The sequence below is a fragment of the Pontibacter populi genome (genome assembly GCF_019336435.1).
Classification (GTDB): Bacteria; Bacteroidota; Bacteroidia; order Cytophagales; family Hymenobacteraceae; genus Pontibacter; species Pontibacter humidus.
In genome coordinates this window covers 390,924-409,741 of record NZ_JAHWXQ010000003.1, presented here as the reverse complement: position 1 = coordinate 409,741, position 18,818 = coordinate 390,924, and the positions used below count along the sequence as shown (strand labels likewise).

Here is an 18,818-nt window from a genome sequence, read left to right as displayed (position 1 = left end):
ATAGTTTACAAAAACAAGATCCACCCCAGCAATACATAAAGTAGCACCAGGGTGGATCTTAAATAATTTAGCGGTTAATAGCTTAACTGGCCATAACAGTATTTACAGCTTCCAGTGCTCTGATCCGCCACGGGCTGCCTACTATCCAGATGATATCGTTTACCTGGAACCTGAAATCTGACTCCGGATTAAGGATACGCTGGCCTCTGCGTTCGATACCAACTATAAGTCCTTTAGTGCGTTCCCTCACTCCTGACTCCCGTATAGTTGCGCCCAGCAAGGGCGAAGTTTCAGAAATGACAAGTTGCTGTAATTTCACGTCTTCGGCCCGGTCGCGCTCTACCTGCAGATCAGCTTCCGATTGCACAAACTGCCTGAATTTCTCTATCTGCTCATCCGAACCAAAAACATAAATCCGGTCGCCCGGGAAGATTAGTTCCTGCCGCGTAGGCGCCATAATGGTCCGGTCGCCGCGCTCAATAACGGCAATGTTTACGCCATACTTTTCGCGTACCTGCAGTTCAAACAAACTACGGCCCACCACTACCGACTCATGCGACACATCAAAACTGGTCAGGTGCACATCCCAGGGTGTAAGGGTGTGGTGCATTTTGCTCGCCGCCTTTATTTCGCGGGCATTCAGGTTCATCATAAAGCGTTGCTCAATCCGGATATAAAACTTCTGAATCCTTTTAGAGAAAATAGCCAGCACGCCAATTATTGCCAATCCAACAGCTATAGACACCTGCACCGGGAAGAACTGGTTGAGCAGGAAACCGATAAACAGAATCGACAGCCCTATCCGGATGAACTCTATAACGATAAGCAAACTGCGGTAATTACGGTTGGCCCAAAGCCTGCCTAATGCTTCTTTCTGTGGATGATAAACTGCAAACGCCCACAGGAAAGGTGCCATAAAGATAAGCGTAATGGTAGTTGTAACGATATCGCCGTATTGGCCATTTATCACGTTTTCGGTGATGAACGGGTTAAGGTAACGCGCTGCCAGCAATACGATGGCAATGATGATTACCGAGTAAAGCACCAGGTTTACGACATACGAGCGCAGCACAATTTTCCAGTCTGAGGTAGTGTTGATTGCCTGTGCACCTGAGCTATACTCATCCAGCGAACGCTTCCATTTTTCGGGCAACAAACGCTCCAGGAATTTATAAAGCGGTGTAGAAAGCTGGATCATGTACGGCGTTGTAAAGGTGGTGATGGCCGAAACCGCTACCGCTACCGGGTACAGGAAATCGCTGGTCACCTTCAGGGTAAGGCCAAGCGTGGCGATAATGAACGAAAACTCACCAATCTGCGAAACACTCATACCCGACTGCACCGACGTTTTGAGTCCCTGGCCTGCCATTAAGCCGCCTGCTGTAATACTCACCGCTTTACCAACCAGCGTAACTATAGTTATAATAGCAATTGGGCCGGCATAAGTAATGATGGTTTCCGGGTTAATAAGGATACCAACCGACACAAAGAAGATCGCTCCGAACAAGTCCTTTACTGACATGACAAGGTGTTCAATCTTTTCAGCTTTGGTCGTTTCGGCGAGGATTGAACCCATAATGAATGCGCCCAGTGCCGGTGAGAAGCCAACCTGTGCTGCCAGTATCACCATCAGCAGGCAGAGCGCCAGCGACACAATCAGCAGTGTTTCGTCGTTCATCAGTTTGCTGGCCTTTCTTAAGAAAGTAGGTATTAGGAAAATACCAGCCAGGAACCAAACTACCAGGAAAAAGCCCAGTTTCAGTACGGCATTCAGCATCTCGGAACCCGCAAATTGCTGACTCACGGCTAACGTCGAAAGCAATACCATTAACAGTATCGCTACCAGGTCCTCTACTATAAGCACACCAAAAACCAGCCCGGCAAACCGTTGTGACTTTACACCCAGTTCTTCAAAAGCCCTAATGATAATAGTAGTGGATGAAATAGAAAGTATACCACCCAGGAAGATACTATCCATGGTGGACCAGCCGAGCAGCTTTCCGGATAAGTAACCCAGCAACAGCATGACGACGACCTCGACCAGCGCCATGATAGACGAAGCCCCGCCCACTTTAACCAGTTTCTTAAAACTGAACTCCAGCCCGAGGCTGAACAACAGGAAAATTACGCCTATCTCTGCCCAGATCTGTATGTTCTCTATTTCGTGTATCGTTGGGAGAATGGCCACGTGCGGCCCCACAAGTAAGCCGGCAATAATATAGCCCAACACCAGGGGCTGCTTTAATTTTTTAAATATAAGGGTAGTGATACCTGCAGCGCCGAGTATAAGCCCCAGGTCTAAAATAAGGTTTGGAAGGTGTGTCATATAATTAAACAGGCAGCCTCATGGCCGCAGATAATTTTTTATGCTTAAAAAGGATAATTGCTCTCAGAAAATAGGTACCAGTGCACCAGGTTTTATAGTTTGATACCAAAAACCAACAAACTATAGTTGCAGTACGCCCACGAACTATAGTTATCTTTTACATTTCGGAGCTTATTAAGGTGCGTTGGGAAGTAAAGCGATCAGCAGCTGATCTTTGCGCGCCGGATCCTTAAAACTATATCCGGTAAAAGAGGAAAAGGTCGCAGCATTATCCGGTGAGAAATAAAAACTACCTGACTCGGTTCCCAGAGGTTGAAACTTGATCTTACCTGCGAAAGAAGTAGCCGGTGCAGCTTCCAGGTAAGCATAGCTCTCCTGCTGCTGTTTCTCAGATGAGCTGACTTCTGTCCGGGCATACCCAAATACAGTGGTAGGTTTACCAGCCAGGGCACGAATCAGAAAATTGTAGATTCTCACCTCGTGTCCGGGCATCGTAAAAGCCCATAACAACATCACCCACATTAGCGGGTATTTCAGGTAGCCATCTATTCTCTTCTTCAGTTTCAGCATTGTGTGCTACAAAAATATAAACTTTTCCCCTTTACCTGCAAGCCTAATTTCCCAGCAAAGCATAAAAACTGGTTTCTTTATCTATAATTTTCCGGATGCATATTTATTATCCCTAGCTGGTAGGTTGTGCTTACAGCTATAGTTAGTCATTCTATCCTACAGGCTAAATTGAATTATATTGATCAGGGAGGTTAAAGCAAATCAGCTATTCTTAAACCTTTTATTGCATTTAATTCGTACTAAAACAAAGAACGGTATCTGGCTATAAAACTCCGGATATTGTACTGTACATGTAGAACTAAACTCTAAAACGATGAAAAAGATATTAGTAGCAAGTGTGTTTGTACTGGGCTCGCTCGGTATGGTAGCCTGCGATAGAACAAATGATAATACTACCCATGCCGAAGGTGACAACAGCAAGGTGGTAGACCGTGACTCTGTTGCAACAGAATATGAAGTTACTGAAACTGTTGTAGATTACGATACAACAACCCATACTAAAACTGTGGATGCAGATAAAGACCGGGATCATGATAAAAAAGACAAACACTAATTCAGATAAAACTGAATTCAGTTACTAGTTTGTATGAACAAAAAGAGCTGCCTATACAAAGGCAGCTCTTTTTGTTTTTGGATAAAGGTTCCTATAGTTCCAGTCTACCTATAGTTTTACTTCGCTACCGTGCGCTCTATTTCACGCAGGTTCTCCATTTTCTTATTTCTCAGGAAACCATTAATATCTTCGAAGTGCTCCCGTATGCGCTTGTTACCGAATTCAAATACTTTGTTCGCCAAGCCATCCAGGAAATCACGGTCATGCGAAACGAGTATCAGCGTTCCATCGAATGCTTTTAAGGCATCTTTCAGAATATCTTTTGTTTTGATATCGAGGTGGTTGGTAGGCTCATCGAGTATCAGCAAGTTAACCGGTTGCAGCAATAGCCTGATCATAGCCAGTCGGGTCTTCTCCCCTCCTGAAAGTACTTTAACTTTCTTCTCGATCGTATCACCACTGAACATAAACGCACCCAGCAAATCCTTAACACGCGTACGTACATCGCCAATTGCAATTTCGTCTATCGTCTGGAAAACAGTCAGGTCTTCGTCGAGTAACGAGGCCTGGTTCTGCGCAAAATAACCGATCATGCAGTTATGGCCCAGTTGCAGTTTCCCATCAAAATCGATCTCGCCCATGATGGCTTTCACCAGTGTAGATTTACCCTCCCCGTTCTTACCAACAAAAGCGATCTTTTCGCCACGCTCTATAGTTAGCGACGCATCACTAAATACGGTGTGCTCGCCATATTTTTTGGTCAGGCCTTCTGCAATTACAGGGTAGTTACCCGAACGTGGTGCTGGCGGAAATTTAAGGTTTAGCGCAGAAGTATCTACTTCATCTACCTCAATTATCTCCATCTTCTCCAGCATCTTCACCCTTGACTGAACCTGCAGCGTCTTGGAGTAAGTACCTTTAAAGCGGTCTATGAATCCCTGAATATCAGCAATCTCTTTCTGCTGGTCATCATACTGTTTCTGCTGCTGCTCACGGCGCTCTTTGCGTAGCTGCAAATACTGACTATAGTTAACTTTATAGTCGTAAATGCGGCCCATCGTAACCTCAATCGTTCGGTTGGTAATGTTGTCTACAAAAGTCTTATCGTGCGAGATCACAATTACCGCCTTCGCATTGTTCACCAGGAAATCCTCCAGCCACTGGATCGATTCTATGTCCATGTGGTTGGTAGGCTCATCCAGCAATATCAGATCGGGCTTCTGTAAAAGTATCTTGGCCAGCTCAATTCGCATGCGCCAGCCGCCACTAAACTCACTGGTAGGTCTTGTAAAGTCAGCTCTCAGGAAACCCAGGCCAAGTAATGTTTTTTCAACCTCAGCATCAAAGTTTATCTCCTCGATAGAGTAATACTTTTCCCCTAGTTCGGATACCTGCTCGATCAGTTTATAGTAATCGTCAGAGTCGTAATCGGTGCGTGTCTCCAGCTGCGCGTTCAACTCATCCATCTGCTTTTTCATGTCCAGCACCTTAGCAAATGCCTTCGATGCTTCTTCAAACACAGTGCAGTTATCTTCAGTCAGCAGATGCTGCGGCAGGTAGGCAATTATAGCTTCCTTAGGTGCGGATATTTTACCACGCGTAGGCTTGCTAGCGCCTGCAATAATTTTTAACAGTGTAGATTTACCGGCACCATTCTTACCCATCAGGGCAATCCGGTCATTTTCATTGATATTAAAAGAAACGTTGCTAAACAGCGTAGAGCCATTAAACTCCACCGCAACCGCGTCAACTGAGATCATAAATTTATAGTTAAGGCTGCAAAGATAAGGGTTATCTTTCGAATTTTGGTTTACAAACTATAGCCGTAGCCTGTGCTCTTGGGTTTAAGGAAATTGTGTTGCAAAAGGTTTCATCAGTAAGAGTTAGGCTATAGTTGTTTTCTATAATTGTCCGTAATCCCAAGCGGACTCGAGGGACCTTATATGTTCTATAGTTTCACTTTTGTCATCCCGAGTGTTAGCTGTGGGATTTTAATTTGCCTCTCTTTTGTCATTTCGAACGCAGAGAGAAATCTATCTCGGCTTATAGTTTGATTTTTTATTAATTAAACTAAGCCTTCTTTTCAAACATCCTCCTATCCTGGGAGCTTTACTTACCTATTGTTTTATAGTTGGCTTTGGTGCCCTCATGGCCGAGAGGCCCCGTCTTCGGGCATCGCGCGGTGTACATTTCTTTTGTTCGTGCCTCACAATGCCCTTTCAGGCATCAGAAATCTACAAGGCGCTCCACCCAAAGACTGATATCTTTTGCATAGTTGCCAGCATCTATAGTTTGAAACTATAAGCTTCGAGATTGATCGTGGTGATAGTTTCGAGGGAACAGGTAAACCTGTCCTGCTCATGTTATGTAACTATAGAACTATAGTTTAAAAATTAGCAATAGCAGAATTGTCCCCTCGAGGGGACTACAGGGGTGTTAAAACCTCAACTATAAAACTTTATCCCTAACTGTAGCTATAGCCGCAATTCCCTCTCGGGAGGGGCAGGGGTGGGTTAATACAGCAACTAACTTAGCCTAAACCATAGCCGTAATCGAAAGCCCCCGTTTTTAGATAATGAGGGCTGAAAAGGTTGCAGCACCAAAAACTATAGCAATAGATCCACTAACTACAGTAAAAGTTGCATTCTGAAAACCCACTGATCATGTAAACCCCAATCCAGACTAAAAACAATAATCCCCATCATTCTTGGCCTAAACCAGACTGATGGGGATTATTCGCTAATTGTTAACAGTTTTACTCCGTTACCGTATCCAGCTGTTCAAATCGTGAATTTTTGCTTAAAAATTCCGGCACCATACCTTTCATTTTCTTTACAGCCGCCAGTTCTTCACTTTCTTTACTTAAGGTCAGAAGTTCATTTACATCTGCTACAACCTCATTATAAGCATACTCTCTCACTTTCGAGATTTTTATCTTATTGTGGTGCGTAGGAATAGTCGTTTCCTCCTCATTTAGTAATTCTTCATACAGTTTCTCTCCGGGTCTCAACCCTGAGTAAACGATATCAATATCAACATCAGGCACCAAACCTGCTAGCTTGATCATCTTTTTAGCCAGGTTTACGATCTTAACCGGCTCCCCCATATCAAATATAAAGATTTCACCACCTTTGCCCATAGTTCCGGCTTCCAGCACCAGTTGCACTGCTTCCGGGATGGTCATAAAATAGCGGGTAATATCCGGGTGCGTTACTGTAATTGGTCCACCCTTCTGTATCTGTGCCCTGAAACGCGGAATAACGGAACCATTCGAACCTAACACGTTGCCAAAGCGCGTAGTAATAAAACGTGTTTGCTTTCCTTTATTCTCACTGCTTTGTTTCACATCCTTTCCTACGCTATTAAGCGACTGAATATAGATCTCAGCAATTCGTTTGGAAGCCCCCATTATGTTTGTCGGGTTGACGGCCTTATCCGTGGAGATCATTACAAATTTCTCCACATCAAAAGTCATCGATAAGTCAGCCAGGTTTTTAGTCCCCTGAACATTGGTAAGTATAGCTTCTGCTGGATTATTCTCCATCATGGGTACATGCTTATAAGCAGCAGCATGGTACACGAAGTGAGGTGTGTACTCTTTAAAAATTGAGTACATCCTGTTAAAATTCTGGATATCAGCAATACAAAGCTTAAGTTCAGAACCAGGATAAGCTTCTTCCATCTCCAACTGCAACTCATGCAATGGCGACTCCGCCTGGTCGCAGATAATAACCATCTCCGGGTTATAGCTCAGCACTTGCCTTACAATTTCAGAACCTATTGAACCTGCGCCGCCAGTTATTAATACCCTTTTACCTGACAAGTCGCGCGATACTTTCTTATTCTCAATTACAATAGGTGGTCGTTGTAAAAGGTCTTCTATTTTAAGGTCCTGTATCTGATTTAATCTAAGATGTCCAGTCATCCACTCAGCCGTAGGTGGCACAGTCAGCACCTTAATTCCTAGTTCAACACACTTCTCAATTACTTTCTTTTTATCATCCGTTTTAAGATCCTCACTTAAAACAAAAAGCTTATCGATGTGTATGGCTCTATGCAGTTTTTTAATATCCTTGCCACGATATACCCTAACCTGCTGTATCGTTTTATCTACTTTATTAGGATTATCATCTATGAAACCAGCAATAATGTATTTCCCCATTCCGCTTGTTTCGAGCGCCTGCTTTACCAGCAATGAGTAGCCATTTGAACCATAGATCATAACCGTTTCTCTTTCACCTGAAGTACTACGTTTTATGTAGTAGAACAGTGCCTTAGCTCCTATGCGAAGCATAATTAACAGCGAAGAAGAAATAAAGAAGTTAACTAGCAGTACAACAAAGATATTGACTGTCCGCAAATGAAACATCGGTCCCACAATTATAGCAACCGCAGCTCCATAGATTAGGCTCGATGTGAGTACAGCGGTAAATATCCGGAGGATATCCTGTGTACCGGAATAACGGATTAGCCCCGTATGTATACGCATCAGGTAAGACGTACACAGGTATACAAGGCAATATAGGCCTACGTAAATGGTAAAGTGCCCTCTTAAAAGATCAGTAAATTCAAATTGGCGTATTAAAAGAAAGGAAAAGACAAAAGCCCAACTGGCAATTACTTGGTCGATCAACAGAATGATCCATTTAGGTAAAGACTTATTAAGTAAGTATAATTTCATATTAGGGTGAACAGCGCGAAACTAGTAAAAATACTGGAAGGCAAATTTAATCAAAATTTGCACTATGTGAGCATAACGGTCAGTATTACTTTTAATTGTTAGTATTACATTTTCGTTTCACGGCAACTATAATTTTTATAGTAGCTTAATAATTAGCCACTATAAAATAGCAGCTAACTATTTAAGTATCTGGTTTAACAAAATTTCAGGGCCACTATACTGTAAATTCAACGATAAGGTTACAAAAAAGAATTTAAAAGATTTTATGTGCCTGTTACACTGATATAAAGATTTAAATTTAGGATTAAAAAAAGGGCTGTTTTACAGCCCTTTTGATCTATCACCTTAAATTCAAGTTGTCTGTGAGACGTTTGAAAAGCAAGTGTTTATGATCTTTATCACCCTTTCAATTTCAGTCTGTAACAGGTTCGATCCGGAAGGTAAACATAAACCATCTTTAAAAAGCCTTTCGCTTGCACCGTCCCCATAAAATGGTGCATCTTCAAAAACAGGTTGCAAATGCATTGGTTTCCATAAGGGTCTGCTTTCAATATTCTGCTTTTCCAGTGCTAATCTGATATCTTCACGACTTATTCCTGAGTCTTCGTTAACAAGCACTGTTGAGAGCCACCGGTTGGAATAGAAATCTGCAGAAACTTCCTCATGGAAAGAAATGGCTTCATTAGCACCAAAGACAGCTTTATAACTTTCAAAGTTGTTGCGACGCTGCTGCACCCTCTCCTGTAGTACCTCCATTTGCCCACGGCCAATTCCTGCACAGATGTTACTCATACGGTAGTTATAGCCTATATGTGAATGCTGGTAATGTGGCGCATTATCTCGTGCCTGCGTAGCCAGAAAACGGGCTTTTTTAATCCATTCTTCATTAGGAGAAACCAAGGCTCCCCCACCTGAAGTAGTAATGATCTTGTTGCCGTTAAACGACAGTATACTCATGGCACCGAAAGTACCCAGTGGCCTGCCTTTATAGCTTGAACCTAAAGCCTCAGCTGCATCTTCAACCACAGGTATTTCATATTTGTCGGCAACTTCCATAATTGTGTCCATCTCTGCTGGCATACCATACAGGTGCACCACTATAATGGCTTTTGGTTTCTTGCCTTTGCGTATCCTGTCCTGTATCGCAGCCTCCAGGTACTCTGGCGACATATTCCAGGTGCGTTCTTCGCTATCTACAAATACAGGAGTTGCCCCCTGGTAAGCTATAGGGTTAGCAGAAGCAGAGAATGTCATCGACTGGCAGATCACTTCATCACTAGCTTTTACCCCAAGTATGATGAGTGCTAAATGCAGTGCAGCTGTTCCTGAGCTAAGTGCTGCCACATGAACATCATTTCCTAAAAAGCTTTCCAGATCTTTCTCGAAACCATCAACGTTTGGGCCCAGTGGTGCTACCCAGTTGGTATCAAAAGCTTCTTTTACATATTTCTCTTCAGTTCCACCCATGTGTGGGGAAGAAAGCCATATTTTGTTATTCATTCTGATTGCTTTTTATAATTTTTGCCGGGTTACCTACAGCAGTTGAAAAATCCGGAATATCTCTGGTAACGACAGCACCAGCTCCTATCTTACACCATTTCCCAATCTTCAGATTTGGTAATACGATGGCACCGGCGCCAATATGTGTGCCCACACCTACTTGTACATTGCCACACAGTACCGCCCCTGGTGAAATATGTACAAAACTCCCAATTAGGCAGTCATGGTCAATACTTGCACGTGTATTAATAATGGCGTGTTTACCTATATGCGTACTAGCTTGTATAATTGCGCCTTGCATCACAACTGTACCTTCTGCAATGTCTGCAGAGTTTGAGATAGAAGCACTTTGGGCTATGGCTTTACCAAACTGTACCTGAAGTTGATTAGCTATTTTAGATCGTATGTTGTTATCACCAATACTAATGATTACATCTGCATCAAGTTCTTGACCACTATATTTACCTGACACTGCAACGCCATTAAGTTCTTTAACAGCAGGGTTATCATCAAACAAGCCTGTTACAGGCTCAGCCATACTTTTTAGTATATCCATAATAACCTTGGCATGGCCACTTGCTCCGAATAAATACATATTAGTTGCTCCCCTGAAACTTAGGCATGGTTACATTACCGTCCGCACTTATCCCTTCCAATTTAAAAACTTTCTGGATAGTAAGAAATATGATTTTCAAATCCAGCAGAAAGGAAATATTATCCACATACCACACATCATACTTAAACTTCTCCTCCCAACTGATCGCATTTCTGCCATTAACCTGTGCCCACCCGGTTATTCCCGGCCTAACCTCATGCCTCCTACTTTGCACTTCATTATATAGCGGCAGATATTCCACCAGCAAAGGACGAGGACCTATTAAACTCATATCGCCTTTGATCACGTTCAGCAGTTGTGGGATTTCGTCTAAAGATGTTTTGCGGACAAATTTACCTATAGCCGTGAGCCTTTTATCATCCTGAAGTAGATTTCCCTGCGCATCTTTCCGATCGTTCATTGTTTTGAACTTGATGACACGGAAGACCAGCCCATTTTTACCAGGGCGGGGCTGCAGGAAGAATGGCTTGCCGTGGTTTGCAATTGTAAGACACAGGGTTACTATGGCAAAAATGGGCAAGGCAACTATAAAAGCAGTTGTTGCTAAAATGAAATCAACTATAAGCTTAATATGGTTCCGATACATATTCCACTATTCTTTCCTGATCCGTTAGATCGCCCATCTGTTTCCTATATTCTTTCAGAAGCTCTTGCCATACATATTTCTGATCATAACGCTTAATAATTATTTCTCTACTTACATCAGCCATTTGCTGCAATGCTTTGTCATCATTAAGTAAAAAATGTATGGCATCTTCTAAAGCTTCCGAATCTTTCGAAGGTACTATCAGACCATTTTTTCCATGCTCAATTATTTCATTGCAACCATTAATATTACTAACAATACATGGTACGCCCATTGCACCTGCCTGCATCACTACATTTGGAAAACCTTCTCTATAGCTTGGGAAAACAAAAATATCACTTACAGCTAAATATGGTCTTACATCCTCCTGATAATCTGCAAAACATATATTAGGATGATTTAATACAGCATTTTCAGTTTGCTTATTTAAAGCATCTAATTCAGGTTCTAAAGGACCTATTAGAAGTAACTTTAAGTTAGGATTTTGATTAACCAGATTAAGAAAAGCAGACACTAATTCATTAATTCCTTTATCTGAAACAACACGACCAATAAAGCATAATACTTTATCAGTTGAGCTTATTTTTAATTCAGCTTTGAGATTCTCTTTAGCTGTATTATTAATAGAGGAGGGGGCAAAATAGTTAGTATCGATTCCGTTTGAGCTTCCGTTACCTATTACACCAAGTTTACTAGGAGAGCACAAATCGTTATCTAGCATGATCTCCATCATTTTATAGGAATTAGAATAAACATTACAAGCGCAAGCATTCGTAAGCCTTTCAGTCAGCACTAATATTTTCCGCTTAATACCATCAGCTTCTAACAATGGTAATCCTGCAACAGTATGCATACGAACAGGAACTCTTGCCAGCCATGCCGCCAACATCCCTATCAAACCTGCTTTAGGGGTATGCGTATGTACAATCTGGGGCTTCTCCTTTTTAAACAATAGATAAAGCTTACACAGTGATATGAGATCACTAATAGGAGACACTATACGAGTCATATTTATTCCAACAACTCTAATATTCTGTTCCTCAGACACTCTTCTAAGGAGCTCACCTTTTGAAGCCACCCCAACTACCTCATAATGGTTACTCATAAACTTAAGTTGTTTTCCCAGCAGTTTATGTAATGATAGAGGTACTGTCGTGACTCTTATCAATTTCGATTTGGGTAACATAAAGAAAATGTCTAGTTAAGCTAATTTAAGACTTAGATCTTTAACAATAGATTGGTAAAAACTATCTCTCTTCTCATCTAGTTTTTCCTTCGCAAACGGTTTAATTAACTCAATACTTCTTAGAGATTGTTTGTATAGTATTTCCCTATCATTAATGACCTTATTAATTTGCTCAGATAAACTTCTAAAGTCTTTTGCATCATGTAAAAATTCATTATCAATAATATCAGGTATACCACCTACTTTAGATCCCATCACTGGGCATCCAACACTCATTGCTTCTAATAAAGCTCTTGGCATTCCCTCAGTTAATGAAGGCTGAATATATAAACTAAGGGTTGATAAAAAATCAAGAATCTCTTTTCCAGACTCTTTAGGCCCTATAAATTTTATACTTGCTGCTAATTCTAATCTATTTGCCAAATCAATTATCCAAGTATGATCTCCCTTGCCAACAAAATATAGCTCTATCTGGCCTCTCAGATTATTGTTTAATAATGATATCGCTCTTAATAGGACGTCTTGGCCTTTATATTTTGCATCAAATCCACCTATCAACCCAATTTTCACTTTTTGCTGGAAAAAACGTTCCTTGTCAATATCATTATTATCAAATGTTCTTGTTATGTCAACATCTGAAATTGAAGCACTAACCCCATTAGTTGGATAATCTATCTGAAGCTTTTTCTGTGTAACGTAAGAAACGTAACTAGCTCTCTTAACCATCCACCTATTTATAGATTCGAAAATTGAGCTGATAATTTTTCCTTTCAATGAGCCATGAGTAATCATTGCCTCTTTAGCATTTCCAACTTGTTCAACAATAAATGGTTTATTGCTCTTTATACATATAAAACCTGCTATAAAGCTTAAAACGCTTGGCAGTCTTATTAAAATCACATCAGCCTTATGAACCTGCAGATAGATTTGTTTATACAATCTTCTGAAGTTAATCAAAAGGCTTAATGTTGAAGAATATCTTTCTGTTAATTCAAATACTACTGAATTATCATCAAGAGTGGAAATTACTTTCTTATCTTTCTTATTTCTACTTCTCCGTGCAAAGACATGGACTTTCCTAAAATACTTTAAATAGTTTGACCAAACCTTACCAGGAAGTCCACCACCACTATATACTTTGTCAAGTTCTTGAAAGAACGGATGATCATGTACAAATAATAACTTCATATTTCCTTTATTAATCGCGCAGGTACTCCACCAAAAATTGCGTTAGATTTTACATCTTTATTTACGACTGCACCAGCTGCTATAATTGATCTTGTGTTGATTTTAACTCCTCCTAAAATTCTGCAACCACAGGCGATCCACACATCATTACTGATAAGAACACTTTTAGTAGTTACACTATTATACTTTATTGGTAAAGTATAATCACTCCAATTATGATCAGCAGACAATATGGATGTATTGTGTGCAATAGAAACATCATTTCCAATCTTTACTCCACCTGCACCATCTATATAACAGTTTGGATGAATACTAACATTGTCACCAATTTCTATATATTCCCAATATATAAAATTTACGTTCTTGCCAATACGAATATTACTCCCACAGTTCTTTATCAAGCTTTTCAAAATAACATATCTAAGACCTATAAACGGTATTTGCGAGAAGGGACTAACTGTATCCCATATAAATATGCGGAGGAACTTCGGAAGAAACTTCATAACATAGACTAGCAGGTCTATGATGCGCTTGTTCCTGTTAAACTTATCTCTTCCTGTTTGTCGCTCTTTAATTTCTACGTATGTCATGCGTATGAATCTTAACTATAAGATAATAGTAGCTTTTATAGCAATTGATCATTTAGTTAAAAACTGCTATCCTAATTTTAAGTATACTTTCTAAGTGGCAATAGACTAAGTCAATTTCTTTATAGAAAGTTATAAACTAATTAAATTTAAAAAGTCTGATCTATATCTTATTACTTAAGTATCGATGTTTTAAACTTCTTGTTATTATTAAAGAGTTCTGCAAGTTGCTAATAAGAAAACACTTATAAAGTAGGTAAGGACCTAATGTATACCAAAAAAAGCTTCTGACTACAAACAAAAACTCTCCTCTAGCATACATAAGAAAAAATGAAATAAAGCATGCGGCCAATATTGTTCGAGAATGCCTTTTTATAGTAAAAAAGTCAAACTGAACTAATGAATAGCCAATGATCCAAATGAAAATTAAACCGAAATAAGAAAAGTTAATATAGCTTTCAGCAATAAATGAATACCCAAGTCCTCCACCTAAAGCAGCTACATAGGGGTCTATTCTGTGGGTAAGCCAATTGCCATATTCAGCATTTGTTACAGCTGGATGTATTTTATCATCTGTAAAAATGTTAGGAGATACACTTGTTAGAGCCCATAGGTAGCCACTTCCATAATCAAAGTCCCTTTCTTTGGGAACAAGATCAATGGTATAAGCAACAGTATTGGCACTACTACCCATCTCCTGCAATATTCCTAACTCTTTAGTGCTATTTAAGACAGATGTCCAAGCATCATCAGTAATACTATTTCCCTCAATTCGATATATTTTCACGAGGGGGAACAAAAAAAGGAGAACTAGAGCAGCAATCACTGCCTTTTTAAGTTTTAAACGCTTATAGCTTCTATCATATAATAATGCGAGCCCTAACAAAGGCATAGTAGAGGCACCTCTAAAGCCCATCAAAAACAGCATTATTGAGTGCATGAAAATCAAACTGATCCAAATAAACCTTCTCCAACTTCTTTCCTTCACGTCGCACCAGAAAAGAATATAAAGTGAGGGAATATAGAAATTCTTAATTATATTTAAAGAAGCTCCCACACCATATACTTTATCTTGTTCATATATAGAAGAGTACCCCCCACTTAAAGCTACCATTAAAGTGTTAGTAATGAAACTGAACTCTGGAATGACTGCTACAGCAAACAAAATGGCCCCTACTTTTCTAAATGAAGATACTGCATAAAGTTCTTCATACATTTTAGGCACTACAGACATATTTTTTTTGCCTCTGCTGAGTGCAAACAAAGCGCCTAAGTATAAAGCTGATAATGAAAGGGCAATATACAATACTGCAACTTTAGTAACTTCAAAAGTTACTACTTCGTTGAAAAGTTGAAAAGAAGGATTTAAAAGTTTAACAAAGAAGTGTCCAGCATTAAAAATAGTAGCTGCAACTAAAAAAAAATAAAATATTCCTATCGTTCTTCTAGTAAGAGTATAATAACTAACTGTTTGCCAGACAAATTGAGTAACAACTATTAAAGAAAAAGTTAACTCAAAAGTTTCTTGGTTTACAGTATTATGAGTAAATGCGTAAACTAAGATGATAGTTACTATAAATACAACTTGATATACTATTCTCTTAAATATATCAGTTTTCACTATATAAATTAGTTAGGGATGCTAAAGAACTCTTGATGTTATACTCGCTCTCAATCACTCTCACGAGGCATTGTTTTCTAAAGGAAGTTTCATTGGGTTTTGAAGCTATTACAGCCTCTACCCATGCTGATGGCTCTTCAAGGCTCAATGTTGTAAATAATTCAGGAATTTCACGATCTGCTACTGATATCTTATTAGATATTATGCAATTTAATCCTGCCGCCTGAGCCTCTAGTAGGACAACAGGCGAACCTTCATATAGGGATGGCATTATAAAAATAGAAAACACATCTTTCAATAAGAAGGGAATATCATCTCTTAAGCCTATTAGCCTAACGTTATCTTCAAGCTTGTAATCCGATATCTGTTTTCTAACCACTTCCTCAAGTTCACCACCACCCACTAAAACTAAGAAGTAGTTTGAGCTTACTTTATACACTTCTTTGAATATGTCTATCAAAAATTTATGATTTTTTTGATTTGAGAATCTTCCAACATGCCCTATAATAGTGGCATGTTCAGGGATATTATGTTGACAATAGAATTCTTTCTTTTTTAGTTCTGAATCAGAGCTAAATCTTTCAATATCTATACCTAGTTTAATGATTTTGTAGTCATTATTTAAAAACAAAGCTCTCCCTGCCTCAGGTGAGCAAGCAACATTTTTGGTTGAGAACTTATTAATTAAATATCTCATTAAATTAAGATATAAGTTTCTCAAACCTTTCTGATGTAAGTCATCACTACTTGTGTCCAGGTGACTATGTACTATTCTCGTTTTTACTCCGGCCAAGAATGCAATAAAAAGAATCAGACCACTGAAATAATGTACGTGAGAGTGTATATTATTAATTTTTTTTCTCTTGAGAAACAAATATAAATTTATACAGAACTTTATAATATTAATGCTTCCGAGCTCGTTATAATAGATCTTTGAACCTGCTTGCTTAACTACCTCATCATAAGCACCTTCTCCTGTTCGGGTAAGAAGAAAGTCTATTTGTAAATTAGACTCTTCACTATTTAAACAGAGATCCTTCAACCACGTTTCGGCCCCACCTCTATCTAATTTTCCCAGTACATGCACTGATACTATTTTAGTCATTATTTCTTATTTTTAAAATATTTAAATCTTCACTTACCTTATAACTCTAAGAGTTCTAAATATTATAAATGAAGTAAGAATTATCTGCAAAAAAGTAGCAGTGATTGTTGCCATAACAATACCTTGAAGTTCATATTTATCAATTAGCAAAAAACATAATAATACGTTAGTGGCAAACACACAAACATTTATATATGGTTGAACTTTAAATAATCTCATTGCAGTTATACTATAGCCCAAGGCAGAAGCCGGTAATATAAAGACAGAGGATAGCATTATTAAATTAAAAATCTTATAATGTAAAGCAATCTCTTTGCTAAAGAATATTAATAAAAAGCTCTCCCCTAATACTATAAAGCTTAGATAAAGAATAACTCCTACCAGCCAGTTAAATCCTACAAATTTTTTAACTAACCCTACAAAAGACTTTAAATCTCCAATAGCGTAAAAATTACTCAATCTAGGTATAAAAGCTTGACCTACTGCATAGCTAATAAAAGTTCCTAAAACTATCACATATGACAAGGTAGAATATATCCCTTGTTTCTCTGTACCTAGCTTAAATTCTATTATATATTTTGAGAAGTTACCATTAAGAGAAATAATCAATACAACAAGACCTAATGGAAAAGCTTTAACAGCTAGCTGCTTAAGTAGTCTCCATTCAAATCGAAGTACTTTATCTTCGGTGAGTAACGAGGAACAACTACGGTAGTCATAAAGGTAAATGATCAGAACATTTAAAACGACTGCAATGAATAGCCCAATATTAATATCTTTTAAAAGGAATACACCAGTATAAAGAGCAAAAGTGGTTCCAACTCCCTTTAAAATATAAGATTTCGCAACTTCTTCCATTCTTTCCAACGCTTGCTGCTTTGTGTTGAAAATCTCTGAAATTCCTTCTAATATCTTTAGTATAGAGATTAGGTAGAGTAGCATTTTATTCTCCCAATCAAGAAATAGAGAGAGAGCAATTATTGTGGCTATACCTAGCACCGAAGTAATCACTCTAAGCCCCAAATAATGACCAAACTGCCATTCACCATTATTATCTGTAACTTGTATCGCACGTAGCTGTAGGCCAGTGAATAAAAGAACAGGCGCACTAATTGCAAGAGCTATTGTATAGGACCCAAGTTCAAAAGGCTGACAGAACTTTGCTATTAATGAAAGTTGAAGCCATTGGCACATAGCATATACACTGTTACCAATAAACATCCATGACACATTTTTAAGCAGACTTGGCTTATCAGAATTAAGTTTGGTTAAAATATTCCGTGTAGAAGGCAAAATATTATTTTAAAAATATACTCTGGTACCACTTTAGTGATGGGATCAACCCATCTTTCATCGAAAATACAGGTTTATATCCTATGAGGGAAGCGGCTTTATCGATATTTGCTAAACTGTGTTTTACATCCCCTTTCCTCTCTTCACAGTATTGTGCAAGTACATTGGTCTTAGTGATTTCACTTATTTTGTTCCATAGCTGGTTTAAAGTAGTACGTTCCCCGAATGCAATATTTATTACTTCATGCTGTGTTATATTAGTAGCTAACAGTGCTTTCACATTAGCCTGCACCGCATTCTCCACAAATGTAAAATCTCGGCTCGTTTCACCATCCCCATTTATAAAAGGTGCCTCACCTTTTAAAGCTGCTTCTATAAACAAAGGAATTACAGCTGCATAAGGTCCTCTAGGATTCTGCTTTGGGCCGAACACATTAAAGTAGCGAAGACCTATAGTATGAAAGGAATAAGTTTTAGAAAATACTTCCCCATATAACTCATTCACATATTTAGTAATAGCATAAGGAGAAAGCGGCTTCCCAATTTTATCTTCAACTTTAGGTAAACCAGGATGATCACCGTAAGTACTGGAACTTGCCGCATATACCATTCGCTTTACCCCAGCATCACGGGCTGCCAATAGCATATTTATAAAACCACTCACATTTACTTCATTACTGGTAATTGGGTCATTTATTGAACGTGGTACAGAGCCGAGTGCAGCCTGATGGCTCACATAATCTATTCCTTCAAGCGCTTTTCTACAAGTTTCCAAGTCACGAATATCACCTTCTATAAGTTCGAAAGCAGGGTTGCACATAAACTCCTTAATATTAGCAAACGAGCCTGTTGAAAAATTATCCAAAACTTTTACTTTGCCTGCACTATACTTCAATAGATATTCTACAATGTTAGAACCAATAAAACCTGCACCTCCTGTCACTAAGAAATTACAATTGCTAATATTCTGTGAATGATATAATATATTATACACTGTTCCTAATTT

General features: G+C 39.0%; 15 protein-coding genes. 1 reads left to right on the top strand and 14 read right to left on the bottom strand.

Annotated elements, in window-relative coordinates; all coding sequences use genetic code 11:
• Nucleotides 1-82: 82 nt before the first annotated feature.
• Complete coding sequence (locus KYK27_RS13470; RefSeq protein ID WP_199110564.1) at nucleotides 83-2,326, bottom strand: cation:proton antiporter; 2,244 nt, start codon at nucleotides 2,324-2,326, stop codon at nucleotides 83-85.
• A 174-nt stretch (nucleotides 2,327-2,500) separates the two neighbouring features.
• A complete protein-coding gene (locus KYK27_RS13465) occupies nucleotides 2,501-2,896 on the bottom strand; it encodes a hypothetical protein (protein ID WP_199110563.1) in 396 nt (131 codons plus the stop codon).
• Nucleotides 2,897-3,209: 313 nt separating this feature from the next.
• Between KYK27_RS13465 and KYK27_RS13460 the strand changes: the two genes are divergently transcribed.
• Entirely contained in the window at nucleotides 3,210-3,449 is a 240-nt protein-coding gene (locus tag KYK27_RS13460; RefSeq protein ID WP_199110562.1) for a hypothetical protein, read from the top strand.
• Nucleotides 3,450-3,565: 116 nt separating this feature from the next.
• Here the strand turns inward: KYK27_RS13460 and KYK27_RS13455 are convergent, their stop codons facing one another.
• From KYK27_RS13455 to KYK27_RS13400, 12 genes are all read right to left on the bottom strand, one after another.
• Nucleotides 3,566-5,209 carry an ABC-F family ATP-binding cassette domain-containing protein gene (locus KYK27_RS13455; protein WP_199110561.1) on the bottom strand — a complete coding sequence of 548 codons (1,644 nt, stop codon included), beginning with the start codon at nucleotides 5,207-5,209 and terminating at the stop codon, nucleotides 3,566-3,568.
• A 995-nt stretch (nucleotides 5,210-6,204) separates the two neighbouring features.
• Complete coding sequence (locus KYK27_RS13450) at nucleotides 6,205-7,743, bottom strand: polysaccharide biosynthesis protein (protein ID WP_233150433.1); 1,539 nt, start codon at nucleotides 7,741-7,743, stop codon at nucleotides 6,205-6,207.
• Between the two features lie 738 nt (nucleotides 7,744-8,481).
• The gene (locus KYK27_RS13445; RefSeq protein ID WP_199110559.1) at nucleotides 8,482-9,630 is read right to left on the bottom strand and encodes a DegT/DnrJ/EryC1/StrS family aminotransferase; all 1,149 of its coding nucleotides are present in this window, start codon (nucleotides 9,628-9,630) and stop codon (nucleotides 8,482-8,484) included.
• Nucleotides 9,623-10,225 carry an acetyltransferase gene (locus KYK27_RS13440; RefSeq protein WP_199110558.1) on the bottom strand — a complete coding sequence of 201 codons (603 nt, stop codon included), beginning with the start codon at nucleotides 10,223-10,225 and terminating at the stop codon, nucleotides 9,623-9,625. Before KYK27_RS13440 ends, KYK27_RS13445 begins: the two co-directional genes overlap by 8 nt.
• 1 nt (nucleotide 10,226) lies before the next feature.
• Nucleotides 10,227-10,832 (bottom strand): sugar transferase, encoded by a 606-nt coding sequence (locus KYK27_RS13435; protein WP_199110557.1) that lies wholly within the window; start codon nucleotides 10,830-10,832, stop codon nucleotides 10,227-10,229.
• Nucleotides 10,813-11,937 carry a glycosyltransferase family 4 protein gene (locus KYK27_RS13430; protein ID WP_233150432.1) on the bottom strand — a complete coding sequence of 375 codons (1,125 nt, stop codon included), beginning with the start codon at nucleotides 11,935-11,937 and terminating at the stop codon, nucleotides 10,813-10,815. Before KYK27_RS13430 ends, KYK27_RS13435 begins: the two co-directional genes overlap by 20 nt.
• Nucleotides 11,938-12,033: 96 nt before the next feature.
• Nucleotides 12,034-13,206, bottom strand: a complete 1,173-nt coding sequence (locus tag KYK27_RS13425; protein ID WP_199110555.1) for a glycosyltransferase — start codon at nucleotides 13,204-13,206, stop codon at nucleotides 12,034-12,036.
• Nucleotides 13,203-13,796: an acyltransferase gene (locus KYK27_RS13420; protein WP_199110554.1), complete on the bottom strand. Its 594-nt coding sequence runs from the start codon at nucleotides 13,794-13,796 to the stop codon at nucleotides 13,203-13,205. The genes KYK27_RS13425 and KYK27_RS13420 overlap by 4 nt, the downstream gene beginning before the upstream one ends.
• Before the next feature lie 160 nt (nucleotides 13,797-13,956).
• Nucleotides 13,957-15,414 carry an O-antigen polysaccharide polymerase Wzy gene (gene wzy / locus KYK27_RS13415; protein ID WP_199110553.1) on the bottom strand — a complete coding sequence of 486 codons (1,458 nt, stop codon included), beginning with the start codon at nucleotides 15,412-15,414 and terminating at the stop codon, nucleotides 13,957-13,959.
• Nucleotides 15,404-16,519, bottom strand: a complete 1,116-nt coding sequence (locus KYK27_RS13410) for a glycosyltransferase (protein ID WP_199110552.1) — start codon at nucleotides 16,517-16,519, stop codon at nucleotides 15,404-15,406. Before KYK27_RS13410 ends, wzy begins: the two co-directional genes overlap by 11 nt.
• Nucleotides 16,520-16,552: 33 nt before the next feature.
• Nucleotides 16,553-17,812 carry an oligosaccharide flippase family protein gene (locus KYK27_RS13405; protein ID WP_199110551.1) on the bottom strand — a complete coding sequence of 420 codons (1,260 nt, stop codon included), beginning with the start codon at nucleotides 17,810-17,812 and terminating at the stop codon, nucleotides 16,553-16,555.
• Nucleotides 17,813-17,816: 4 nt separating this feature from the next.
• On the bottom strand, nucleotides 17,817-18,806 hold the full coding sequence (locus KYK27_RS13400; RefSeq protein ID WP_199110550.1) for an SDR family oxidoreductase: 990 nt from the start codon (nucleotides 18,804-18,806) through the stop codon (nucleotides 17,817-17,819).
• Between the last annotated feature and the right edge of the window lie 12 nt (nucleotides 18,807-18,818).